27 protein-coding genes are annotated in these 25,071 nt (G+C 33.8%); 16 read left to right on the top strand and 11 right to left on the bottom strand.

The features are described from left to right. The first annotated feature begins 22 nt into the window (after window positions 1–22). Entirely contained in the window at window positions 23–436 is a 414-nt protein-coding gene (locus J0383_RS11940) for a c-type cytochrome (protein WP_239023337.1), read from the top strand. A gap of 69 nt (window positions 437–505) precedes the next feature. Here the strand turns inward: J0383_RS11940 and proC are convergent, their stop codons facing one another. From proC to J0383_RS11890, 10 genes are all read right to left on the bottom strand, one after another. Then, complete coding sequence (gene proC, locus J0383_RS11935; RefSeq protein WP_207298603.1) at window positions 506–1,282, bottom strand: pyrroline-5-carboxylate reductase; 777 nt, start codon at window positions 1,280–1,282, stop codon at window positions 506–508. Window positions 1,283–1,393: 111 nt separating this feature from the next. After that, entirely contained in the window at window positions 1,394–2,743 is a 1,350-nt protein-coding gene (gene mgtE, locus J0383_RS11930) for a magnesium transporter (RefSeq protein ID WP_207298602.1), read from the bottom strand. Beyond that, complete coding sequence (rsmA, locus tag J0383_RS11925) at window positions 2,727–3,512, bottom strand: 16S rRNA (adenine(1518)-N(6)/adenine(1519)-N(6))-dimethyltransferase RsmA (RefSeq protein ID WP_207298601.1); 786 nt, start codon at window positions 3,510–3,512, stop codon at window positions 2,727–2,729. Before rsmA ends, mgtE begins: the two co-directional genes overlap by 17 nt. A 189-nt stretch (window positions 3,513–3,701) precedes the next feature. After that, on the bottom strand, window positions 3,702–4,013 hold the full coding sequence (locus J0383_RS11920) for a DUF4286 family protein (RefSeq protein WP_207298600.1): 312 nt from the start codon (window positions 4,011–4,013) through the stop codon (window positions 3,702–3,704). A 60-nt stretch (window positions 4,014–4,073) separates the two neighbouring features. Beyond that, window positions 4,074–5,855: a tetratricopeptide repeat protein gene (locus tag J0383_RS11915; protein ID WP_207298599.1), complete on the bottom strand. Its 1,782-nt coding sequence runs from the start codon at window positions 5,853–5,855 to the stop codon at window positions 4,074–4,076. A 143-nt stretch (window positions 5,856–5,998) separates the two neighbouring features. Beyond that, window positions 5,999–6,829 (bottom strand): prolipoprotein diacylglyceryl transferase, encoded by an 831-nt coding sequence (lgt, locus tag J0383_RS11910; RefSeq protein ID WP_207298598.1) that lies wholly within the window; start codon window positions 6,827–6,829, stop codon window positions 5,999–6,001. 89 nt (window positions 6,830–6,918) lie between these two features. Beyond that, complete coding sequence (serS, locus tag J0383_RS11905) at window positions 6,919–8,190, bottom strand: serine--tRNA ligase (RefSeq protein WP_207298597.1); 1,272 nt, start codon at window positions 8,188–8,190, stop codon at window positions 6,919–6,921. A 128-nt stretch (window positions 8,191–8,318) separates the two neighbouring features. After that, window positions 8,319–9,719, bottom strand: coding sequence for a T9SS type A sorting domain-containing protein (locus J0383_RS11900; RefSeq protein ID WP_207298596.1), 1,401 nt, complete (start codon window positions 9,717–9,719; stop codon window positions 8,319–8,321). 33 nt (window positions 9,720–9,752) lie between these two features. Further along, a complete protein-coding gene (locus J0383_RS11895) occupies window positions 9,753–10,655 on the bottom strand; it encodes a hypothetical protein (protein ID WP_207298595.1) in 903 nt (300 codons plus the stop codon). Window positions 10,656–10,818: 163 nt separating this feature from the next. Then, entirely contained in the window at window positions 10,819–11,361 is a 543-nt protein-coding gene (locus tag J0383_RS11890) for a DMP19 family protein (protein WP_207298594.1), read from the bottom strand. A 216-nt stretch (window positions 11,362–11,577) separates the two neighbouring features. Between J0383_RS11890 and J0383_RS11885 the strand changes: the two genes are divergently transcribed. The 5 genes from J0383_RS11885 (at window position 11,578) to J0383_RS11865 (ending at window position 14,557) form a co-directional block, all read left to right on the top strand. Then, window positions 11,578–12,135 (top strand): YdeI/OmpD-associated family protein, encoded by a 558-nt coding sequence (locus tag J0383_RS11885; protein WP_207298593.1) that lies wholly within the window; start codon window positions 11,578–11,580, stop codon window positions 12,133–12,135. 13 nt (window positions 12,136–12,148) lie between these two features. Further along, entirely contained in the window at window positions 12,149–12,562 is a 414-nt protein-coding gene (locus J0383_RS11880) for a hypothetical protein (protein ID WP_207298592.1), read from the top strand. Between the two features lie 101 nt (window positions 12,563–12,663). After that, complete coding sequence (locus J0383_RS11875) at window positions 12,664–13,566, top strand: PhzF family phenazine biosynthesis protein (protein ID WP_207298591.1); 903 nt, start codon at window positions 12,664–12,666, stop codon at window positions 13,564–13,566. 70 nt (window positions 13,567–13,636) lie between these two features. Beyond that, the gene (locus J0383_RS11870; RefSeq protein ID WP_207298590.1) at window positions 13,637–14,002 is read left to right on the top strand and encodes a DUF7716 domain-containing protein; all 366 of its coding nucleotides are present in this window, start codon (window positions 13,637–13,639) and stop codon (window positions 14,000–14,002) included. 18 nt (window positions 14,003–14,020) lie between these two features. Continuing rightward, entirely contained in the window at window positions 14,021–14,557 is a 537-nt protein-coding gene (locus tag J0383_RS11865) for a DUF4304 domain-containing protein (protein WP_207298589.1), read from the top strand. Window positions 14,558–14,715: 158 nt separating this feature from the next. Here the strand turns inward: J0383_RS11865 and J0383_RS11860 are convergent, their stop codons facing one another. Then, on the bottom strand, window positions 14,716–14,943 hold the full coding sequence (locus J0383_RS11860; RefSeq protein WP_109191044.1) for a CDGSH iron-sulfur domain-containing protein: 228 nt from the start codon (window positions 14,941–14,943) through the stop codon (window positions 14,716–14,718). Window positions 14,944–15,374: 431 nt separating this feature from the next. Here J0383_RS11860 and metG point away from each other — a divergent pair, with 431 nt between their 5' ends. From metG to J0383_RS11810, 10 genes are all read left to right on the top strand, one after another. Then, window positions 15,375–17,432 carry a methionine--tRNA ligase gene (gene metG, locus J0383_RS11855; protein ID WP_207298588.1) on the top strand — a complete coding sequence of 686 codons (2,058 nt, stop codon included), beginning with the start codon at window positions 15,375–15,377 and terminating at the stop codon, window positions 17,430–17,432. 243 nt (window positions 17,433–17,675) lie between these two features. Further along, the gene (locus J0383_RS11850; protein WP_207298587.1) at window positions 17,676–17,951 is read left to right on the top strand and encodes a hypothetical protein; all 276 of its coding nucleotides are present in this window, start codon (window positions 17,676–17,678) and stop codon (window positions 17,949–17,951) included. Between the two features lie 177 nt (window positions 17,952–18,128). After that, window positions 18,129–19,016: a DMT family transporter gene (locus tag J0383_RS11845; protein WP_207298586.1), complete on the top strand. Its 888-nt coding sequence runs from the start codon at window positions 18,129–18,131 to the stop codon at window positions 19,014–19,016. 165 nt (window positions 19,017–19,181) lie between these two features. Continuing rightward, window positions 19,182–19,889: an HAD family hydrolase gene (locus J0383_RS11840; protein WP_207298585.1), complete on the top strand. Its 708-nt coding sequence runs from the start codon at window positions 19,182–19,184 to the stop codon at window positions 19,887–19,889. Beyond that, a complete protein-coding gene (locus J0383_RS11835) occupies window positions 19,889–20,521 on the top strand; it encodes a chloramphenicol acetyltransferase (protein WP_207298584.1) in 633 nt (210 codons plus the stop codon). The genes J0383_RS11840 and J0383_RS11835 overlap by 1 nt, the downstream gene beginning before the upstream one ends. A 106-nt stretch (window positions 20,522–20,627) precedes the next feature. After that, on the top strand, window positions 20,628–21,767 hold the full coding sequence (locus tag J0383_RS11830) for an OmpA family protein (RefSeq protein WP_207298583.1): 1,140 nt from the start codon (window positions 20,628–20,630) through the stop codon (window positions 21,765–21,767). 139 nt (window positions 21,768–21,906) lie between these two features. Further along, window positions 21,907–23,364: a hypothetical protein gene (locus J0383_RS11825; RefSeq protein ID WP_207298582.1), complete on the top strand. Its 1,458-nt coding sequence runs from the start codon at window positions 21,907–21,909 to the stop codon at window positions 23,362–23,364. An 82-nt stretch (window positions 23,365–23,446) separates the two neighbouring features. After that, on the top strand, window positions 23,447–23,965 hold the full coding sequence (locus J0383_RS11820; RefSeq protein ID WP_207298581.1) for a ferritin: 519 nt from the start codon (window positions 23,447–23,449) through the stop codon (window positions 23,963–23,965). Between the two features lie 82 nt (window positions 23,966–24,047). After that, window positions 24,048–24,233 (top strand): hypothetical protein, encoded by a 186-nt coding sequence (locus tag J0383_RS11815; protein WP_207298580.1) that lies wholly within the window; start codon window positions 24,048–24,050, stop codon window positions 24,231–24,233. 88 nt (window positions 24,234–24,321) lie between these two features. After that, window positions 24,322–25,014 carry a DUF2461 domain-containing protein gene (locus J0383_RS11810; protein ID WP_207298579.1) on the top strand — a complete coding sequence of 231 codons (693 nt, stop codon included), beginning with the start codon at window positions 24,322–24,324 and terminating at the stop codon, window positions 25,012–25,014. Window positions 25,015–25,071 lie beyond the last annotated feature (57 nt).

The following is a 25,071-nucleotide window of genomic DNA, read 5'->3' as shown; positions in this document are numbered from 1 at the left end:
CTAATCATCGTCAAATCAATACATGAAAAAAATCAGACAAATACTTACTGTATCGATAACCATTATGATAGTGCTTATGGGAGTAATATTTTATCAAATAAAGTACAATCCCGTAAATCCAGATTTGAATTGTCAAATACCCGTTCCCTTTTGTGGAACTCAAGCTTTCATAACGAAAGACATTGCAAAGGGAAAAGAAATTTTTAATTCAAATTGTGCAGCTTGCCATAAACTAGATGCCAAAAGCACCGGACCCGCACTTCGCAATATAGATTCTTTAGTTTTTGTAAAATGGATGCTCATAAAAAAGCATAAAATCGACACTACCAAAATTGAAAAATTAGCAATTGATTATCATAGAACAATGTTTAAAAAGACTATCAATGAAGAAAATCTTCCTTTCTTAATTGATTACTGTTCAGGAATACGTTATTAAAACAAAAAATTCCAAACTCTATTTTAAATTGGAATTTGGAATTTTTCTTTTTTGGAATTTCTTTTAAAATTACCCTTTGATCTGTTTCAAAGAAGTTTTAATTCCTTTTATTAAAGATGAACTAAATCCATTATGTTCCATTTCATTTAAACCTACAATGGTACAGCCTTGCGGTGTTGTTACGCGATCGATTAATTGCTCTGGGTGTACTCGTTCTTCTAAAAGCATTTTTGCCGCTCCTTTTACGGTTTGTGCCGCAATTGCCAAAGCGGTATTAGAATCGAATCCAATTTCAATTCCTGCCTGCATAGAAGCACGAATATAACGTAAAGCATACGCAGTACCACAAGCACCTAAAACAGTCGCTGCATCCATTAATTTTTCATCAATTACCGGAGCAGTTCCTAAATCTTGAAATAAGTCTACAATTGGCGCGGCGTTTTCTTTATATTTTTCAGGGAAAGAAATACAAGTAGCTGATTCACCAAATTGAGCAGCAATATTCGGCATAATACGCACCACCGGATAATCGTTGTTTGTTTTTGACTGAAGTGTATCTAGAGATAATCCACTTACGGCAGATGCAATAGTTTTATTTTGAATCACCGGAAGGATTTCTGCCAGAACAGTATCAACTTGATATGGCTTGATGGTTAAAATCACTACATCAGCTTCCTGAATAGCATGTTTATTATCTGAAGAAACCGTAATTCCGTATTCAGATAAATATTCAATGCTTGCGGTGTTTCTTCTTGTAACGGTAACTTGGTTATTTTTAGAGAATTTAGCAATTCCCAAGGCAATAGAAACTCCAAGGTTTCCTCCTCCAATAATGTGTACTTTCATTCTTCCTGGTTTGAATTTATTATGGCTGATTAACAGTAAATTTTCCGCCTGTAAATTACGCAGATTTTAGAGATTTTAAATCACTGCAATCGGATAATTTGTGGCAAAAATCTAAAATCCAAGAATCAATTTGGCTACTCCAAAATAGAGCATAATACCAAAAACATCATTTGTTGTTGTGATAAATGGACCAGTCGCAATTGCGGGGTCAATTTTATTTTTATTTAAGAAGAGTGGCACTAAAGTCCCTAAAGTTGCTGCAAATAGAATAACAACAATCATAGAAATCGAAATGGCAAAACCTACCAAATACTGTTGGTACATGATAGAATGATATCCTAATAAAAGCAAAGAAATGATACTTCCAGAAATCATCGAAACCGTAATTTCTTTCGTAAAATATCCACGGCTGAAATCTTTCAAAGTTCCGTTTGCCAAACCTTGCACAACGATTGCAGATGCCTGAACACCAATATTTCCTGCAGTTGCAGATAACAACGGCACAAAAATAATTAAGGTTGAATATTTTTGAAATGTACTTTCGTTTCCTTTCAATACAAAAGATGCGACAATTTCGATTACCATACCTATTAGAAGCCAAGGCAAACGTGCTTTTGTCAATTCGTAAACGCTGTCATTCGATTCAACGTCCTGCGTAATACCGGCCGCCAATTGGTAATCTTTGTCAGCTTCTTCCTTGATTACGTCTACGATGTCATCAATTGTAATTCTTCCCACCAAACGTCCCAGCTCATCCACAACTGGAATTGCCTCTAAATCGTACTTCTGCATGATACGGGCAACTTCAACGTCTTCAGTATCTACTTTTACGAAGTTTAATTTTCGGATATATACATCTCCAATCTGTGTTTTGGTTGAAGAAGTCAAAAGATCTTTAAGTGATAATCGTCCTTTTAAGCGGTTTTCGTCATCCACTACATAAATCGAATGTACTCTTGAAACGTTTTCTGCCTGAATACGCATTTCTTTTACGCATGTTAGTACATTCCAATTTTCATTCACTTTTACAAGCTCTTTTCCCATCAAACCACCGGCCGTGTTTTCGTCGTAACGCAAAAGGTCAACGATATCTTTGGCGTGTTCAACGTCGACTAATTCCGAGATTACTTCTGCTTTAATTTCCTGAGAAAGTTCAGCGATAATGTCGGCAGCATCATTCGTTTCAAGCTCATCAAGCTCTTCTGCAATTTCTTTTGGTGAAAGTCGGCTTAAGATATTTTCACGCAGATCTTCTTCTAATTCAAGAAGAATTTCGGCGGTTTTATCACTATCTAAAACCTTAAAAATGTAGGTGGCTTCGTCAAAATCTAATTCTTCTAGGATTTCGGCGATATCAGCATGGTGCAGATCGTTGAGTAAAACTTCAAGTTCTTTGTCGTTTTTCTTTGTGATCAGTTCCTCTAACTGCTGTATAAAATCTTTACTAACTTTGAACTCCATCGGCTTCTATTTTTTGAGTTAGTTCAATAAATTCCTCTACGCTTAACTGTTCCGGACGTTTATCAAAGATAGTGTCTTCTCGCAGTTTATCAGATAAATTTAATGTTTTCAAACTGTTACGTAATGTTTTTCGTCTCTGCTGAAAAGCGGTTTTTACAACCGTAAAAAATAGCTTTTCACCACAAGGAAGACTGTAATCTTCCTTTCGGGTCATTTTCATCACACCCGATTTAACCTTGGGCGGAGGAATAAAAACATTTTCGTCTACAGTAAACAAATACTCAGTATCATAGAAAGCCTGTGCCAGAACAGACAAAATTCCGTATGTTTTGGATCCTTTTTTCTCGCAGATTCGTTCTGCAACTTCCTTTTGGAACATTCCAGAAAATTCTGGAATCTGATCTCTAAATTCTAATGTTCGAAATACAATTTGAGATGAAATATTGTACGGGAAGTTACCAATTATAGCGAACTGCTTGTTTTCGTAAACTTTATTTATATTGTATTTCAGAAAGTCTTCTGAAATAATTTTGTCTTTTAATTTTGGATAATTAGCATCCAAATACGCAACAGATTCCGTATCAATCTCAATTACTCGAGTGATAATGGGCTTGTCAAGTAAATATTTAGTAAGCACACCCATTCCTGGTCCTATTTCTAAAACCTCATCGTATCCTTTTAGACTCAAAGTATCGGCAATTGCTTTTGCGATGCTTTCGTCTTTCAAGAAGTGCTGTCCTAAATGTTTTTTGGCTTTTACTTTTTCCATTTTCTTTCTTGTTTGCCGCGAGGCTGCAAAAGTATTCTTTTTACTGCGAAGGCGCTAAGAAGCAGAGCATTATTTTTTTATTTTTTTTATTGCCACAAAGGCACTAAGGCACAAAGTTTTGTTTCTTCTGAAACGAATTCTGTAATAATATTTACTAAAAAACTGCGACTGTGACTGAAAACTAAAAAACTAGTGTTCTGAAATAACTTCTAATTCTGTTCTGAAAGAGAGCATTTTATCTGCAAATAATTCCAACGCTTCTCTATCAAATTTTGGCTGATCTTCCAGATAATATTTCTCCAAAGTATCTTTACTATCAGTTGTGTATTGAACCGAATACGTAATACCTCCCATTTCTTCTTCAATTAGAACTTTTACAATTCTTGCCGAAGAGAATTTTTGGGTTGCCAGAATTTCGGGTATGTGCTTTTCCTGCATCCATTTTAACCATTGGTCGTGAACGCTTTCGTGTATATTAGTGGTGATGTTGTAAATAATCATTTTTTCTTGTTTAATCGTTTATTCGGTTAAACGGTTAATAGATTAACCGCTTAAACCAAACTACAAATTCTTATCTCCTCTCAATTCTCGGTATTTTTTTCTGGCATCTACAAAGTAAATACTATCCTGATGGTTAAAAATTACCTTTTCATATAAGGGTTTTGCCTTTTCTATATCTTTCAGTTCATCGTTGTAAATTTCTGCCGAAAAGAACAACGCTTCATCTACATAAATTCCGTCGCTATGATTGTCAATGATCTGCTGGTATTGGCTTAAAGCCGAAGCATAGTCTTTCTGACTTTCATAAATTTTACCTAAACGCAACAATGTAACCGCTTCTATTTCTTGTCCTTTAAAGGATTTTAGAATGTTTTGAAACTGAGTAATGGCTTCTTGTTTCTTATTCTGATACAATAGAAAATCCCCTTTCGCAAATTGCTTTAAAGCCGTTTGTGTCGAATCAGCTGCAGTATTGTCGTTAATCAGTAAGAAATATTCGAGAGCGTCGTTGGCAATTAATTGTGTGTTAGCCGATTTTAATTCTTTAAACTGTTTTAAAGCCCATTCGAAATCGCCTTTGTAATAACTTGTTTTAGCCGCTTTCAAACTCGCTTCATGCGCCATTACATCGTTCTTTAAATCGAGCTGAATCTGCGAATAGTAAATCAAAGCTTGATTGTATTTTTCTTCCAAAAGCAGAATATCGGCTAATTCCATTTTAGCGTCAGCTTGCTGATACGCATTTAAGTTTAATTCTAATGCTTTTTTGACTACTGCTTTCGCTTCTTCTGTTTTCTTTAAATTAAAAGCTAGAAAATGCGCTTGAATCAACTGCAAAGATAACGTAAATGGATTTACTTCATAAGTTACAAGCAATTGCTGCAACTCGTTTGTAATGGCTGGATAATCTTTTTCCTGAGCTTTATCAATCTTAATCTGCATTAAACTCGCATTACTTTGAATGAGTAAATCGCGGTCTTTTGTATTTTGAAGAATGAAGTTTAAAATTTCAGAAGCCGTTTCGGTATCGTCTTCATTCAGTGCAAACTGACTTAAATTAACAATGCTGATTAACGATTCTGGTTCGCGTTTGTAAATGGCTTTTTCCTGAATAAATGCTTTTCCAAATTCTTTCTGCTGTACATAAAACCAACTTAAATAGTGGTTCCAGAAAACGTCTTGTTCTTTCTGCGTTCTTAAAATTAAAGCTTTACGCATGGCGTCTTTAAAAGCCGTATTATCGGTTTCGCCATTCATAAAACGCGATAATTGCGTCTGGATCAAATTGGCATTCTGTTGATTATTGTATGATTCTGTCAGCAAAAGATCAATCATCAAATCGGTTTTTCCTAACTGGCCGTATAGCATTCCAATCTGAAAATTGAAGTTGTAATTCGGCTGCACCTGCATTCCCGTTTGATACGATTTTAAAGCATATTCTAAAAGCACTTTTCTTTCAAAAGCATTTCCAACTCCATAAACATCATTTGGATTGGTTTTGATTTTCTCAATTGCCTGATCGTAGTAATTTTTGGCTTTGGATTCGTTTTTCTGTAATTGATAGTTATATCCTAATTCTACCAAAAAAGCACCTTGTTTGTAGCGGTTGTAACGTTCCTGAATTGTTTTTTCGGCAAGATCAAATTGCTGCAACTGCTGATAACAGTCAATCGTTCTTAAAAAATATTGCGTATTAGAAGGTGAACTTTTTAAAAGATCCTCATATATAAGTTTGGCTTTTTCGAAATCGCCTTTATCGTAATAATTGTTCGCTAATTGTTCGTTCTGCGAAAATATAATCCCAGACCAAAACAAAATGACATAGATAAAGATGTTTTTCATAATTGCAGATTTTTTTTAGTTCTCAGTTTTCAGTTTTCAGTCGCAGTTCTCGGTTTTCAGTATGCAAACTGCAACTCTAAACTGGGACTTTTTTAGTTTTCAATCTGGCAAACTGTAAACTGTCACTGTAAACTGTGACTTTTTCAATTACTATACACTGACTTTTTACTTTTCCAAAAAATCAAACCTAGGCCAATTAAAATGAAAGGAACACTCAAAATCTGTCCCATATTAATCAGCATATTATTCTCGAAAGCTTCTTGATTTTCTTTGAAAAATTCAATTATAAATCGGGCCAGAAATAATAAAGTTAAGAAACTTCCAAAGATTAATCCATGTGCATTACGAATTCTTTCTGATTTGTACATGTAAAACAATAATCCGAAGATCAGTAAATAGGCAAATGCTTCGTACAATTGTGTGGGATGTCTCGGAATTAAATCATCTCTCTGAAAAACAACTCCCCAGCTTCCGTCAGTCGGTTTTCCATAAATTTCGGAATTCATAAAATTCCCAAATCTGATAAAAGCACCTGTAACTGGAACGGCAACCGCCATTTTATCCAAAAGTGCAAAGAAGTTTACTTTATATTTTCGGCAGTATAAAATCATTGCTGTTAAAACACCAATTGATCCGCCGTGGCTTGCCAATCCTTGATAACCAACAAATTCGTATGAACCTTTGATTTTTTGAATTGGTAAAAGTATTTCTATTGGATGCTGAAAAAAATATCCCGGTTCGTAAAAGAAACAATGTCCGAGTCTGGCACCTAAAACAGTTCCAACAATGACATAAATAAGTAAGCTGTCGAGATTGTCTAAGGAAAGATTTTCCTTTTTGTAAATATTTCTGACGATGTAAAACCCAAGAAGAAGTCCAGAGGCAAAAAGAGCACCGTAATACTTGAGAGGAAAACTATCTGTTATCCAATAAATCACTGGATCAACGTTCCAATATACTATTCCATTCTTCATTACTCTCAATTTTCAGTCTCAGTTTTCAGTTTCCAGTCACAGTTTCCAGCGCATGACTGAAAACTGTGATTGTGACTGAAAACTAAAAATTAGTTTATAATATCAAATCCGCAGTAAGGACGTAAAACTTCTGGGATTACGATTCCTTCTGGAGTTTGGTAGTTTTCAATAATTCCAGCTAAAACACGTGGAAGCGCTAATGAACTTCCGTTTAAAGTGTGTGCTAATTGGTTTTTTCCATCTTTGTCTTTGAAACGTAATTTCAAACGGTTTGCCTGGAAAGTCTCGAAGTTAGAAACAGAACTAATTTCTAACCAACGATCTTGAGCGGTTGAAAACACTTCAAAATCATAAGTCAATGCAGATGTGAATCCCATATCGCCTCCGCAAAGACGCAAAATTCTATATGGTAATTTCAATTCTTGAAGAATGTTTTTCACATGTTCTACCATTCCATCTAATGCTGCATAAGAATTGTCTGGATGCTCGATACGAACAATTTCTACCTTATCGAATTGATGCAGACGATTTAATCCACGAACGTGCGCCCCGTAAGAACCTGCTTCACGACGGAAACATGGCGTATAAGCGGTTTGCAGAACTGGAAGTTCACTTTCATTTAAAATAACATCACGGAATAAGTTCGTAACTGGAACTTCAGCCGTTGGAATTAAATATAAATCGTCAAGACCTGCATGGTACATCTGGCCTTCTTTGTCTGGTAATTGTCCCGTTCCGTAACCCGAAGCTTCGTTTACCAAATGAGGAACTTGAACTTCAGTGTAACCTGCAGCGGTATTTTTATCTAAAAAGTAGTTGATTAAAGCACGCTGTAAACGAGCTCCTTTTCCTTTGTAAACAGGAAATCCAGCACCAGTAATTTTTACACCAAGTTCGAAATCGATAATATCGTATTTCTTTACTAATTCCCAGTGAGGCTGTGCGCCTTCATGTAAAACTGGAATTTCGCCTTCTTCAAAAACATTCAAATTGTCATCTGGAGTTTTTCCTTCAGGTACAATATCAGCTGGAAGATTTGGAAGTGTGTATAATTTATTGGTTAACTCAACTGCCAAAGCTTCTGCTTTTTCACCAAGTTCTTTACTTTTTTCTTTTAATGAAGCTGTTTTTTCTTTTAAGATTTCGGCTTTGGCTTTTTCACCCGCTTTCATCAATTCTCCGATATCTTTGGACAATTTATTAGATTCAGACAAAGTCTTGTCCAGCTCCACTTGTGCTGCACGACGATTTTCGTCTAGTTTCACCACCTCTTCAACAACGCTTTTAGCATCGATATTTCGTTTTGCTAAAGCCTTGATTACTTTCTCTTGATTGTCTCTAATAAATGCGATTTGTAACATAGCTTGATTTTTATAACTATTGTATTTTTTATAACGGAAGCAAATTTAATGAAATGTTTTAGAAGATCGTGACAAAGTTTAGCCACGAAGAAAGATATTTCGCAGAGATTGAATAATTATAACAGTCTTTATTCTTTTATCACTTTAAAAATTTCAACTGTTTGGCCAAAAGTAACCTTCAAAATATAAAATCCTGGGTTTAAACTAATGGTATTTATAGTTCCGTCTGTAGTTTTTCCTTTTAAAACCGATTTAGACTCAAAGTTAAAAAACTCAAAGTCGAAGTTTTTTGAGCTGAAATTTTCAACTAAAATTTCGGTTTTTGCTGGATTTGGAAAAACAAAAGGTTTATTCTTTGCTGTTTTTTCGGGCTGACGTTTATTGCACGCGCTTTCTAGCAGATCATCCAAATCAAACTCCTCGTAGGTTAAAGTGTAATTGAGTTCTCTGGCTTTTTGGAATAAAGAACAGGCATCGTCGTATTTTTTCTGGTCGAGATAAATAATGCCAAGATTTTTCATCGCATACGAATTGTTTTTATCCATTTCTAATGCTGTTTTCAAATCGGCAATTCCCTTTTTAGATTCTCCGATTTTATGATAAATCAAACCGCGGGTTGTGCGTAAATTTCTTCCTCCAGCGGTCGATTTTTCCATAATGACTTTTTCATATTGAAAAGCTTTTTCAATATTTTCAAGTGCTTTTTCGTATTCGCCTGTATCGCTGTATAATCTCGCAAGTCCCCAATATGCATAGGCATGATTGGGTTTTTCGATTACGATTTTTTCGAGATAATAACGCGCTAAATCGTATAATTTTCTGCGTTGCAACAATGTTGCAAAATTGTATAATATCTTATAATCATTAGGCGCATTCGATATTGCTTTGTAGTAATAATGGAAGGCAAAGCTTTCCATTTCGAGCGCTGCATACACACTTGCCATACGATCGTATAACTTACTTCGGAAAGCGGCGGTTTTCTTTTGTGCAGAATCAGAAAGTACTATTTTTTTATTTTCCGGGTCTTTGTCAATGGCAAATTCAACTTTCTTCAAATCTTCAATTGCTAAAGTATTATTTCCCAAACTTACACCTAAAACACCTCGATTGTAAAGATCATTAATTGTAGTAGGATTGAAATTTGTTCTGGTATTAATATCGGTCAGCATTTTTAATGCTTTCTTAACTGATTCTTCCCGATCTTTATGAAATGGGAGTTTATGATCTGTTCTTCCGGTCATTTTCCCGTGAAGGAAATTCCAGGTTACTAGTTTTTCGCCTTGAATGTTGAATTGAAAAGAATCGCCATCTTTCAATCCATCTTTATCAAAGTAAAAGGCTTCGTTGAGTTTTCCGTTTGAATAATAGGTTTTCGAACTGTCTGGCTTTTTGTCTTGACCGTACCAAATTGCTACCGAAACGACATGATCGTCATAAAAATAACGGGTAACATTTTCTTCTTTTTGTTTTTCCTGAGCCAGCAGAAAAACAGGCAGAAACGGTAAAACGAAAACTATTTTTCGAAACATGATTTATTTATAATTTATAAAACCGGTTTTTAATTATAAAAACCGGCTTCTATCGTCTTTTTTAAAAGAATATGATTTTCCGTCGTATTGTAATTTCTGAAATTCTTTTTTGACTTTTAAATCATTCTTTTGTTCAATATTATTTTCAGGATCTTCTTCTGAAGCTTCTTCATACGTGAAAATTTTAGAAACCAGCAGATCATAAAAACCATTTGTTGGAGTTCCCGAAACACTGATTCCAGTTTCTAACGTTTCAATCTGGTAAGTTCCGCCTCCGTTCGAATCGCCATTAGTAAGCCGGATGGGATATTCGTATAGAAGCTTTTTGATTTTGTTTCCGTCCAAAGTTAAAATGGTAAATTTTTCTTCAGAATACATTAAAACTCTGCTGTTTGAATATACTTCTGTAGTAAAAGCAATTGCTTTTGTTTCCTCATTCAACTGCAATAAATCTTTTAAAATAAGGGTTTTAGCAACTTTAAGACCTTCGTTTTCATAATAATCCAAATTCTGATCTGTTTCTTCGGCTAGAATTTTTCCATCTTCATTATTTACAAAAACATATTTTCTTTCGTAATGATTTCCTAAATCATCTTCTTTTGATTTCGTTTTTTTATCGCTTTTTTTAATGGTGCAAATCACAAAAAAAGTGACGTTATCATTAAACCGAATAGAACTAATGTCTTCAATTTTTAAAGTTGTGAATTTAATGTCTAGGTTTTCAGCGGTTTTTCGAAGCAGACTTAAATCCAATTGATCTGAAGAAATTATTTCTTCGTTTTTTTTAAAAATCAGTTTTTCGACTGCTTGGGGCGGCTTGTCGGTTTGAACTGCTAACGCTGGGGCGGCTTCGTCAGAGCTTTGTTTTTCATTTTTCCCGCACGAGGCAAAAAATAGAAAAATGCCACTGAGAATTAAGTAGGTTTTAATTTTCATTGGTTTCGGTTTTAAAATTAGGGGCTTTCAAATATAAAATATTCTGACTAAGCTTTTTAAATAAAATCGAAATTTTACACGTATTATTTTATAAATGCATGTATGAAATGTGAATAAAAACCTTTGAAGCTTTGTAATTCTATAACTCTAACTTCTTAAAAAGCTACTCTCTTTTAATCTTACGTCCGGTAAACTCTTCCAAAAGAGCAAAGATTTCTTCTACAGGAAGCGCTTCAAAATCAGGATGAGTTTTTAAGAAATTGGCGTTTAAAGCCGGAAGATCTTCCTCTAATTCAAAAAAAGCATTGTTGTTTAATAAATCTCTTGTTGGATTTACACCTTCAAGTTTTCCTTTTAAGAATTTACCAATTTTAACGGTACTCAACAATTTTACTCGTTTCGATTGTGACTGAAATAGTTCAAGATGTTTTTCGGCACCAATTAAAGCGAGTCCTTCTTCAATTAATTCGTTCAATTCTTTGTTCCAGCCTGAGTTGTACACAAACTGAGAAAAATTTCCTTGTGTATATTGCGAAAAGTAATAATCAAGATAATAACTAGTCAGCGCATCTTCGTGAATTAAATCATCGTTTACACCTTCTTCGCGCATTAAATTGATAATTGAAATATTCGAATTGATTATATCCTGCGGATTATCGCTGTTTGCTGCTGTTTCAGAAACTAGTATTCTGCCGAATTCCTCCATTTTAATTTGTTTTGAGATTTTGATTTTGCAAAGTTGAGAGAAAAAATACACAATTCAAGAATAAATTATTAAAACCTTCTCAGCATAGATTGATGATGTATCGATTAAAAATTAGAAAATCAAAAAGTCAATAAAATTCAATTTTCTTTTCTGTAAATTATCATAATTTTATAGATTATTAGATGTATAAATAATCTTAGCACTGTAAAACTATTAATGAATCCAACCTTCTTTTCAACGCAAGAACAATTCCGAGCATGGTTAGAAAAAAATTACCAAACAGAAACCGAACTTTTGGTAGGTTACTATAGAGTGAGTACTAAAAAACCATGTATGACGTGGTCAGAATCTGTAGATCAAGCGCTTTGTTTTGGCTGGATCGACGGTATTCGAAGAACCATTGACGAAGAAAGTTATACAATCCGATTTACGCCAAGAAAAAAATCGAGTATTTGGAGCGCCATCAATATTAAAAAAGTCGAAGTTTTGACCAAAGCCGGACTTATGAAAGAGGCAGGATTGAAAGCTTTCAGCTTTAGATCTGAAGAAAGATCCAAAATTTATTCACATGAAAATGAAGCTTATGTTTTCGATCCTAATTTAGAAAACCAATTTAAGGCGAATGAAACTGCCTGGGAATATTTTGATAAACAGGCACCTTCTTATAAAAGAGTAGTAGTTCACTGGATCATGTCTGCCAAACAAGAAAAAACTAGAGTTTCAAGATTGGAGAAAACCATAAACTTTAGTTTTGAGCAAAAAAGAGTTTTCTAAATAATGCCATTTCATGAATCAAGAGGGACGAATTTTTCAAGATGATAATTTTATTTTTACCGAATTTAACGGTTTAAAATTAGAAAAACTGGTAGTTTGCGAAAACCCAGAAACAAAAGAACCTATTCTTATATATCTAAAAGTTGAAAATCACAATTGGCATCAATATTTTCTTGATGCAGGCTTTGGAGTTTGGGAAAACTGGAACATAATCGATATCGATAATGATGATGATGAAAGTTTTGATTATATAGATAAAACCTCTGATTTTGATCTTTCTCAAAAAGTAATTTCCAAAATATGGTGCGAACCTGACCAAAACAATTGTAAAATAAGCATTGCATTCGAGAGTAACGAAATACTTGTTTTACAAACTGTTCATGCTGAAATGTTTGATTCAAGTAGCGAAATTTTAATCATAAAATAATAGTAAAATAATCTATACAGTAGTAATCTTATAAGAAAAATACAATAATAAAACGTAATTTTAGTGCCTTCGAAAAACAATTCAGCTAAAAAGAGAAAAGTATGAGTGAAAGAACGGCATTAGAATATTACGTTTTAGATGTGTTTTCAAACGAAAGCTATAAAGGAAATCCGCTTTCAGTGGTTTTCACAAATGGTAATCTAAGATTAGAAACCTATCAGGATATTTCTAAAGAATTTCGCTATTCCGAAACCTCTTTTGTTTATTATTCCGCAAGAGAAAGAGCCTTGATCGTTCGTTCGTTTACTCCAACGGGAATAGAAATCGACGGCGCAGGACATAATTTACTGGGTGCTGTATGTGGTGCATTACTAAAAAGAATGCCCATATTTGACGAACAAAACGAAAGTGAACCTTTTGTAATCATGAAACATTCGGCAATTCCAGTAACGGTGAGTTTTGATCCGGTTACTTTTTATCCTGTCGTTAAAATGCATCAAAAATCGGCAGTTATAAAACAGGAAATCCCAACGTATAAAATTGCAGTAGCTCTTGGATTAAAAATCGAGGATTTAGATGTAAATGCTTTTGTACCATCAGTAGTAAAAACAGAAGTTGCACACACAATGGTCCCTATAAAAAATAGTGAACTCCTAAATAGCTTTGTTCCCGACAATCGACTTTTAATTGAAATCTCAAAAGAATATGATTTTGAAGGTTTTTATTGTTTCACTATTGCCGATGAAGGTCAGGAACATATAGTCGAAACGAGATTTTTTAATCCCATAATCGGAATAAATGAAGATCCCGCAACAGGTACAGCAGCTGGTCCGTTAATTGGTTTTTTAACGCAGAAGAAATTCACAAAGTCTGATAAAGAATATAAAATTCTTCAAGGTGTAAGGTTAAAACAGCCTTCACTAATTGAAGTCATGAATCGCGAAGAAGATATTTTAGTTGGAGGTTCTTCAATAATTACCATGAAAGGAGAATTGTATTTATAAAAGACCATAATTTCAATCCCAAAAAACACTTTTTATAATAAAAATACTACATTTGTAAAAAATGTTTTGTATGTCTGATTTTAAAAATAAAATATGGGTTTTAAGTGATTTTATAAAATTTGTTCAAGCCAAGAAAGATCGTTCTACAAATTATAATCCTGAATACTATTACGATGTTTATGGTTCAGATGATGACGAGGAGCTTTCGCCTGACATTATTATTTACGTTGGAGATCCCATTGAAGTAGATGATGATGGTGAAGAAATTTATCCGGATGAAGTTATAGAAATGGATTATTGGTTAAAATATTCATGCGATAATTTTCAAGATGTTATAGATTTAGCAACAGAACAAAATGCAAATGTTAGCATTTTGCAGTTAATTGAATGTCTAAACTATTACAATGAGAATGATACTTTCTTAGATATCAAATAAAAAAGATGTTTATTGATTATGAAACCAAAAGATCTTATAACTATAAGTATTGAAAAAACTTTACTTACTTCTTTAGCAGAAATTGGTTTTAAATTTTCAAAAAGCAATTTAACTTTCAAAAGAAAGGTTGATGACTTTGTTCAGACAATTCATTTTCAATTAAACAGACATAACCAAGAAAATGTGTCTGCAGAATTTTGGACTTCATTTGGCGTTTCGTCTAAAAAATATTCAAAATGGCATCAAACTGAATTTGGAGAGAGTGCCATAAATGATAGTTTGGGAGGAGCAATGGATTGGAATATTAAGGATTGGGAGTTTCCAATTATTAATGGTAAAAAAGAATCTCATTTTCAAATCATAAATCAAAAAGAAAGAGAGACCGTACTTAAAACACTAAAAGATAATATTTTAAATATAGGGATTCCTTTTTTAGATAATCTTTCGAATTGGGAAAATGCCGCATATAAAATAGTCGAAGAAGGATGGTTTCATTCTAAAGCTTGTGATTTTTTCCTAATAGCAGGAAATAATGAAAAAGCATTATGGCATTAGAACAAGGAATTGATTATTGGAAAAAACATCCTAAAGCGTCATTCCCAGAGAATCAAGATAAAATTCAACTCCGATTATCTAAATACTTTGGAAAATAATTCGAATAAAAAAGCGGCATTTTTAAAATGTCGCTTTTTTTATATCTATCACAAATGTGATTAGTTCGTTTTCATTGGAGGTAAATCAAACGCTACAGAATCATGTTCGAAGTTGTTTCTGTGTCCGCCATCACAAAATGGTTTGTTGTTAGATAATCCGCAACGGCAAAGTCCTAGTGCAGATCTTCCTTGTAAACCGTAAAGCGCTCCTTCTGGATCCATGATTTCAAAATCACCTTCAATTTTGATTGATCCGTTTTTATTGATGATTAATTTAGTCTTGCTCATAAATTTTGTTTTTTCGAACGCAAAGATTGCGAAATAAATCCTGAAGATTTTACTGCAAAGGCTAGTTTAAACTGGTTCTATTTTATATGAATCGTTCCTACGGAACTCATCTTGATAACGTTTCGTTTACAACGGATTAAAATCCGTTGCTACAAAATAAATCATTCCTACGGAATTTTTGTAAAAGAGCCGTTGGCTCGAAAGATATTGTAGCAACGGATTTTAATCCGTTGTAAAATGTCGCCAGAAAAAAAGTTCCATAGGAACGATTTATTACTAGTTTAAAACAAAAAACTTTGCGCCTTCGCATCTTTGCGAGAACTAAAATCAAAAAAATCTTAGCGAATCTCTGCCCTTTTTCTTAGTGAATCTCTGCGTAATAACGAAATTTCAATTCTATTGCTTATTTTTGCACTCAATAATTTTGAAAGATGATACAGAATCCAAAAAGATATACCATTACGGCGGCATTGCCTTACACAAATGGACCAATCCATATTGGACATTTGGCGGGGGTTTACGTGCCTGCTGATATATATTCGAGATACCTTCGCCTGCAAGGAAATGATGTTGCATTTTTATGCGGAAGCGATGAACACGGTGTTGCTATTTCGATGAAAGCTAAAAAAGAAGGAATTACACCACAAGAAGTTATCGATAAATACGACGGAATTATTCGCAAATCATTTGCTGATTTCGGAATTTCATTCAACAATTATTCAAGAACTTCGGCAAAAATACATCACGATACTGCTTCTGAATTTTTCAGAACTTTATATGATAAAGGCGATTTTATTGAAGAAGTTACCGAACAATTATACGATGCAAAAGCAAACCAGTTTTTGGCAGACCGTTTTGTGGTGGGAACTTGCCCAAAATGTGGGAATGACGGAGCTTACGGAGATCAATGCGAAAATTGTGGTTCTACTTTGAACGCAACTGATTTGATTAATCCGAAATCGACTATTACAGGCGAAACTCCAATTTTAAAATCAACTAAACACTGGTTTTTACCTTTAGATCGTTACGATGCTTTTTTACGCGAATGGATTTTAGAAGGTCACAAAAATGACTGGAAAACCAATGTTTACGGACAAGTAAAATCTTGGATTGATGCAGGTTTAGAACCTCGTGCCGTAACGCGTGACCTTGACTGGGGAATTGACGTTCCGGTTGAAGGTGCTGAGGGCAAAAAATTATACGTTTGGTTTGATGCACCAATTGGCTACATTTCTTCTACAAAAGAATGGGCAGCACGAGAAGGAAAAGATTGGGAACCATATTGGAAAGATGAAGAAACCAAATTGGTTCACTTTATTGGGAAAGACAATATTGTTTTCCACTGTATTATTTTCCCAGCAATGCTTAAAGCAGAAGGAAGTTACATTTTACCAGACAACGTTCCCGCAAATGAATTTTTGAACTTGGAAGGAAACAAACTTTCGACTTCTAAAAACTGGGCCGTTTGGTTGCACGAATATTTAGAAGAGTTTCCAGATAAGCAAGATGTTCTACGTTACGCTTTAACATCAAACGCGCCGGAAACAAAAGATAACGACTTTACTTGGAAAGATTTTCAGGCTAGAAATAATAACGAATTAGTTGCCGTATTTGGAAACTTCGTAAATCGTGTGGTGGTTTTAACCAACAAATATTACGATGGTATTATCCCTGCTCCAAACGAATTTACAGAAATCGATGAAGCAACTTTAGCCGAATTAAAAGCATATCCAGCAGTAATTGCAAGTTCGGTGGAACGTTACAGATTCCGTGAAGCTTTAGGAGAATTGATGAATGTTGCTCGTTTAGGCAACAAATATCTGGCAGACGAAGAGCCTTGGAAAGTGATGAAAGACAATCCAGAGCGTGTAAAAACTCAAATGTATGTGGCCTTGCAAATCGCTGCAGCTTTAAGTGTTTTATCTGAACCATTTTTACCTTTTACAACAGCTAAACTTTCGAGAATCCTTAAAAACGAAGGAAACTTAAAATGGTCTGATGTAGCAGATAATTCAGAATTAATTGCAGCTGGACACAAAATTGGAGAAGCAGAATTGCTTTTTGCTAAAATTGAAGACGAAGAAATACAAAAACAAATAGATAAATTGGAAGCAACAAAAACGGCAAATCTTGCTGAAAACAAACAAGCTGAACCACAAAAAGACTTAATTCAGTTTGAGGATTTTGCGAAAATGGATATCCGTATTGGAACTATTCTTGAAGCTGAAAAAATGCCAAAAGCAAACAAACTTTTAGTTCTTAAAGTAGATACAGGAATTGATGTTCGTACGATTGTTTCGGGAATTGCCGAGAGTTTTTCTCCAGAAGAAATCATTGGAAAACGAGTTTCTGTTTTAGCAAACTTAGCGCCAAGAGCTTTGCGTGGTGTTGAAAGTCAAGGAATGATCTTAATGACAACAAATGCAGAAGGAAAACTGGTTTTTGTAAATCCAGATGCCGATGCACCAAATGGCGCAACTGTAAACTAAGAAGTTCTTTCTAAGAATGGAAATATTAAAAACATGGGAAATTTCTCATGTTTTTTACTTTTATATAAGTTTATAATTGTAAGTTTGTATCGACTAAATATCTGATGACTTTAAATAAACTTATTCAAAGTTAACAATAAGCGAACCCTTGTTATGGTGATGGAGCGGGAAACTGCCCTAAATCTATCTTCGGATATTTAGTCACACCTAAAGCGAGGGTTTCGTGCGTTTAAATTTTCGATTATGACTAAAGAAAATCAAAAACCAACAGAATCCGCTGTAATGACAGCAATGGCACAATTTCTATCAGACATTTGGTTTGAAGACGAAATCAGGGATCAGCCGGAACATTTGTGTGAAATTTTTGAAGCAATTCTGGTTACAGAAGTTGGAGATTATAAAGATCTCCGCATCAAAATGATCAACTGCATTAAAACCGTTAGCAAACTGGTAGAAGCACTTGAACCTTTTTCGGACATTGAAATTAAAAATGCCTACGAAAAAATGCTTGCCGCATAATACCACACAAAAACAAATTTAATCCTAATTTTTATTACAATAAATCAAAATGTGCCTAACGGCACATCTTTGTTTTTTTATGTTATGTTAATTTCTACAAATCTTTTGTTTTCCCTAACGGACATTTTTACTTTTGATTCGCATTATTAAAAACAAGACCTTAGCTAAAAACTCACAATGAAACTCACCAAACCAAGATTAGCCCTAATCTGCGGTATACTTTGCATATCGATTTTCCCAATATTGGTTAAATTACGTTTAACACCAGGATTAATCTCGGCTTTTTACCGAATGTTTTTTGCTGTTTTGCTTTTACTGCCTTATGTTCTTTTCAGCGGAAATTTTAAACTCCCAAAATTAAAATTTGCACTTTTAGCGGTACTTTGCGGCGTTTTATTTTCTTCGGATGTTGCTGTTTGGAATATTGCTATTCAACAATCAAGTGCAACTCAGGCTTCCTTGTTGACTAATTTATCTCCGGTTTGGGTAGGCGTTGGATCCTTTTTATTTTTAAAATCAAAACCTGCGGTCAATTTCTGGATTGGAACTCTGGTCGCTTTATTCGGAATGGTGACTTTGGTTGGATTTGAATTTTTTATCGATTTGAATTTCAATCAAGCTTTTCTGTTCGCTGTTTTATCAGGAATCTTATATTCGATCTACCTTTTAGTGAGCAAAAATGTCTTATCGCAAGTCGATGTTTTATCGTTTATGACCATTAGTTTACTAGCTTCCAGTATTTACTTGGGAATTTTATGTTATTCGTTACACGAACCTTTCACTGGATTTTCAAATGCAGGCTGGTTTGTATTGGTTTTGCAAGCCGTAATCTGCCAATTGTGTGCTTGGCTTTCGATTAGTTATGCAACACAGCACATGCGCGCAACGAGAGTTTCTCTGAGTTTATTAAGTCAAGCCGTAATTACCTCCATTTTGGCTTGGTTGTTTTTGGAGGAAAAAATAACTTTGCAGATGGTTTTCGGAGGAATTATTCTTCTTTTCGGAATCCGAATTACGTTTTACGATAAAACGATTTCTTTAAAACGATTGTTTTCTAAGAATTGAGATTAAAAAGTTTCTAGCAGATTGAGCAGATTTGTTTTTATCTTAACAGAAATTAATCCGAGTAAAAAAAATTAGTGAAATTACTTCATCACTTCTAAAAATCAATTATCTAATTAGCTATAATCCGTGAATTCGTGGCTAATAAAACTTGAAACAAAAAAACTTATGTTACATAAAACTAAAATACCAAACCTAAAAGTAATCGCATTTGATGCCGATGATACTTTGTTTGTAAACGAACCTTATTTCCAGGAAACCGAACATAAATTCTGTGCTTTGATGGAAGATTATCTTTCGCATCAAGGCATTTCACAGGAATTATTCAAAATAGAAATTGCCAATCTGCCTTTATATGGCTATGGAATTAAAGGGTATATCCTTTCGATGATCGAAGCAGCCATGAATATTTCCAACAATACCATTCCTGTTGAAATCATTGAAAAAATCATTCAATACGGAAAAGAATTACTGGAGAAACCAATCGAACTTCTTGATGGAATTGAAGAAACATTGCAAGCTTTGCACGGAAAATACAAATTGGTAGTGGCTACAAAAGGCGATTTAAAAGACCAGCACAGCAAACTGCATCGTTCTGGTTTAGGACATTATTTTCACCATATTGAAGTCATGTCAGACAAACAAGAAATCGATTATCAAAAACTCCTAGGACGTTTGGACATTCAGGCAAGCGAATTTTTGATGATCGGAAATTCATTAAAATCAGATGTGCTTCCGGTTTTAGGAATTGGCGGATATGCCGTTCATATTCCGTTTCATACCACTTGGGAACACGAAAAAATCAATCATAAAGTTGAGCACAAACATTTCAGCTCATTCGAAAAGATTACAGAAGTAGTCCACAATTTACTATAATGAAAACACTTTTAGACCTAGAAAACTGGAAAAGAAAAGAACATTTCGAACATTTCAGAAAAATGGAAGAACCTTTTTTTGGAGCTACCGTCGAAATTGATTGTACACAGGCGTATCAAACAGCCAAAAAAAGCAATGCTTCTTTTTTCATTTTCTATTTACACAAAACACTAACGGCTGTAAACGCAGTCGAAAATTTTAAATACAGGATTTCCGAAGACAAAATATATATCAATGATCGTATTGATGCTTCATCGACAATTGGTCGTGAAGACGGAACTTTCGGATTTTCTTTAATTGAATATCATCCTGATTTTAAAACTTTTGAAGAGAATGCTTTAGCCGAAATCAAAAGAGTTCAAAATACCAAAGGACTATTTACAAGATCATTTGATGATGATAACTTGATTCATTTCTCGGCAATTCCGTGGTTAAACTTCACTGGACTTTCTCATGCCAGAAGTTTTACGTTTCCAGACAGCTGTCCAAAAATTTCCTTTGGAAAAATGATAACTTCAGAAACAGGAAAGCGTACCATGGCAATGTCTGTACATGTCCATCATGGTTTAATGGACGGATTACACTTAGGAAAATTTGTAGATTGCTTTCAGGAAGAGATGAACAAATCCTAATTTTGTGTTATATTTCTGTCTTATTTTAATACTTTTATAACTTTCAGGGGACAAACACTCTTTTATTAATTCGTTGGTTTGGGAAAAATTTTAAAACTCAATTACAATGAAAAAAATTGTTGTTACTCTGGCATTTGCCTTAGGTTTAATGAATGCTAATGCACAAACAGAAACCAGTACTCCAAGCAATTTTAATAAATGGTCTATTGAATTGGCTGGAGGAGTAAACAAACCTCAAAAGCCATTTTCGGATAACTATTTTACAAGTACGCCTAGCCCGTGGGTTGGAGATTTTGGAGTTCGTTATATGTTTAACAACAAATTCGGTTTAAAAGCTGATTTTGGTTATAACAGTTTAACAAACAAAAGCAACTCTTTAGATTTTGATTCAAGATACTATCGAGTAGATTTGCAAGCTGTTGCTAATTTAGGACGCATTATGAATTTCGAAACATGGACTAATACAATTGGTTTATTAGGACATGCTGGTTTTGGTTATGCTCAACTAAGAAATGATGTGTACAAAGGAGCAGACGAAATGACTAATTTTATTGCTGGTGTTACTGGTCAAATAAAATTATCAAACAGAGTTGCTTTAACTGGAGATTTCTCTACTATTTTCAATGCATCTCAGGATCGTTCTTTTGATGGAGCTTATCTTCCAAACAACAGAGGTTTTTCTGGATTATTGTTTAATGGTACAGTAGGTTTAAATGTGTATTTAGGAAAAAACACAAAACATGCTGACTGGGTAGTTACAGAAAATTCAGGAAACACTGATCTTTCTGCATTAGAAAACAAAGTGGCTAATCTTGAAGAACAAATCAAGAAAACTCCAGAAAAAGTAATTGTTGACAGACCAGTTACTACTAATAACACTGTAGTTAACGACAAAGATCTTCTTAAAGAAATGATCAACAATGAGTATTACAGTGTGTATTTTGGTTTCAACAAATCGACTCCAATCGAAAACTCTACAGCTGCTATTGATGTTGTTTTAAATTATTTAAGAAAAAACCCATCTGCTTCACTTGACATTATTGGTTATGCTGACCAGGTAGGAAAATCTGATTACAACGAGAAATTATCAAAAGCTAGAGCAAATAGCGTTAAAACTATCTTAGAAAAAGCAGGAATTGCATCTTCAAGATTAAATGTTACTGCTGCTGGTGCTGATACATCAATCCAAAAAGATTCAGAAGAAGCAAGAAGATTAGCAAGAAGAGTTACTTTTAGAGTAAAATAACACTTTTTTAAAGTACTAAATTCTAAGTCCAAAAGGAAATATCCTTTTGGACTTTTTTTTAAGTTTAATTTATAAATTCTGGTTATCAGGCTGTAGTTTATTTGATTAAATTTGGAATGATATTTGAGCCGGAACTCACATGAAAAAACTACTACTATTCTTCCTTTTAGTCTCAAAACCAATTGTTTTTGGTCAGACAGTTTTAAATTCATTACCATTAAATCTGAATAATCCTTTAGAAGACGGGCAGATTTTAAATGTTGAAGATGTAAAAACACACGATATTTATGTTTTTGCATCAGACAATAAAAAGATCAATATTTTAAAATACAATCAATCGCTGTTTCTTACATCACAGTTTACGGATTCAATACGATTTGCCGCAGACAGACGCTTGATTGGTTACAGCATTGGCGAAGATAAAAATCCTCTGCTCTATTGGGCTTCTGAGAATTTTAGAAACATTAGAATTATAAAATATTTCCCCGAAGTTCAAACCTCCAGATCGTTAAATTTTGATTTTCCTGATAATCATGATTACATTATAAACTCATTTCAGAAAGACAATGTTTTTTATGTTTTAGCAAAAGAAAAAGCACAGCAGCATCTTCTTTTGTACAAATTCGAAAACGGAAACTGTGAAATAAAAATGTTTGATCTTTCAGCTTTTACATTCCAAAACGGAGCAGGCAGAAGCTTTTCGTTCACAACGCTTATTCGAGCTTACCCTATTCAGAAAATGGATTTAAATGATTTTAATCCGATTGATAAAACGGCAGGAATTAATAAAATGTATGTAAATGACAATCATATCATTTTGACATTGGATTACAATTCCAAAAAAACGGTAGTGTATGACCTCAACATGGAAACTTCTGAAATTAAAGAAAAAGTTTTCAATCTTCCGGTTACCAAAAAGACTGTTCAAACCGCTAACTCGTTTTATACTAGTAATAAGCTATTTCAAGTAGCCGCCAATAAGGATGAATTTGTATTTGAAATAAAAGATTTTGATTCTGGAAATACGATTAAGAATGTTTCCTTATCAAAAAATGATACTATTCAATTTAAAAACTCTCCGTTGTTTCTTCAAATTAATAACAATCGACCACAGGTATTAAAAACAACTGCCAAATTCCTTAAAAATTTAGCTGATCTTAGTGCTGGTATTTCTGTTGTTAAAAACCAAAAAAACAATTTCATAACCTTTGGTGGATTTGTAGAATACATTGATTACGATTATCTGTACAGTATTAATGAAGTTCCAGACATGATCCCTCGCACACAAAGTAAAATGGTATATTTTGATGCGCTGCTGAATGAAAATCTAGATTTCATAAAAGCAGAACAATCAGAACCACTGGCGATCGATAATTTGTCTTATTTCTTAAATACCAGTAAAAACATATCTTTACAAAACACTTTAAAGGTCAAAGGGTTTTATATTTTAAGCTATTATGATTTGAGTTCGAAACAATTTATCATGCGAAAATTCACAGATGGTTTTGTTAGAGGCGATGGAAACCCAATCATGAACAAGTCTGTATTTTCGAATCCTGCGACATTTGAGTCTATAAAATCTCATTCATCTTATTGAGAGTTCGCCCAAATCTCTATTTTAGAGTTTTCAAAAAAAGGAATGAATTATTTTTTCTAATTTTACAAAAAAGACACAAATTATGCTATCAAAAAATATTGAATCAGCTTTAAACAGGCAAATCCGCATCGAAGCGGAATCTTCGCAAACGTATCTTTCTATGGCTTGTTGGGCTGAAGTACACGGATTGGAGGGAATTGCTCAGTTTATGTACACACAGTCAGACGAAGAGCGTGCACATATGCTTAAATTAGTTAAGTACGTAAACGAACGTGGAGGCCACGCACAAATTACAGATCTAAAAGCACCTAGAATAGCATATTCTACTTTTAAAGAAATGTTTGAAGAGCTTTACAATCATGAACTTTTTGTTTCGAAATCGATCAACGAATTGGTACACATCACTTTTGAAGAAAAAGATTATGCAACACATAATTTCTTACAATGGTACGTTTCTGAGCAAATTGAAGAAGAAGCTACTGCAAAGTCTATTTTAGATAAAATCAACTTGATTGGTGAAGATAAAGGCGGGCTATACTTGTTCGACCGTGATATTCAGCAATTAACAGTTACAAGTTCGATTGCTATTAATCCTAAATAAAAATAGTTAAAGTTTATTTAGAACGCATAAAAATAACTTTTTTTGATTTATATTTGTCTCTGTTTTTATAATTAGAGGAAAAGTGAGCAAGAAAGAAAAAGACAAAGACAAGAAAAAGGATAAAAAGAAAAAAAAGAATAAAGTTATCCTTGACAAGATTAAGAAAGCTGAAAACTGTAAATCTTCTTGTTGTGAGAAATATAAAAAAAGCGAAAAGAAACGCTGCTCGCGCTGTCCTATGTTTGATTTATTCAAAAAGACTGCTTAACATCATATAGAAAACCCACCAGATTTTTTTGGTGGGTTTTTTAGTTTTAAATTGCATCTTCTTCTAGATTCTAAAACTTAAAATGTATATGGAAAACCCAATTACAATACCTCAATCCAGTCTTGATTTTTTACTTCAGCTTAAACAGAATAATAACAAGCCTTGGTTTGACGAAAATAAACCGAAATACTTAATAGAATTAGACCATATTCAAAACTTTGCAGATGCTTTATTAAAAGAACTTTCCAAAACAGATGTTCTGGAAACAACTTCGGGCAAAAAAAGTGTTTACCGCATTTATCGTGACATTCGTTTTTCAAAAGACAAAACGCCTTTTAAAACTTTCTGGGGCGGTAGTTACACACGTGCAACCAGTGCAAGACGCGGCGGTTACTATTTTCACATTGAAAAAGGAAATACTTTTCTTGCCGGAGGCTTTTGGGGACCAAATGCTGCCGATTTGAAACGTATTAGAAGCGAATTTGCTCACGATTATGAATCATTTAGGGAAATATTAAATTCTAAAACTTTTAAAAACACCTTCGGAACGCTGCAAGGTGAACAGCTGAAAACAACTCCAAAAGGTTTTGATGCAGATCATCCAGCTATTGATTTACTTCGTTTCAAACAGTTTTTAATCATAAAACGTTTTACAGATGACGAAGTTTTGAGTCAACAATTTTTACAACAAGCTTTGGAAACTTTCAAAAACATGAGACCTTTCTTTGATTATATGAGCGAAGTACTTTCGACCGATATAAATGGTGCTCCAGTTTTATAATTATATTCAATATCAATAAAGAAACCCGACAGGTTTTAAAAACCTGTCGGGTTTGCT

It is taken from the genome of Flavobacterium endoglycinae, assembly GCF_017352115.1.
Classification (GTDB): Bacteria; Bacteroidota; Bacteroidia; order Flavobacteriales; family Flavobacteriaceae; genus Flavobacterium; species Flavobacterium endoglycinae.
The sequence above is the reverse complement of the archived record's forward strand: the minus strand, read 5'-3'. Positions and strand labels throughout refer to the sequence as shown.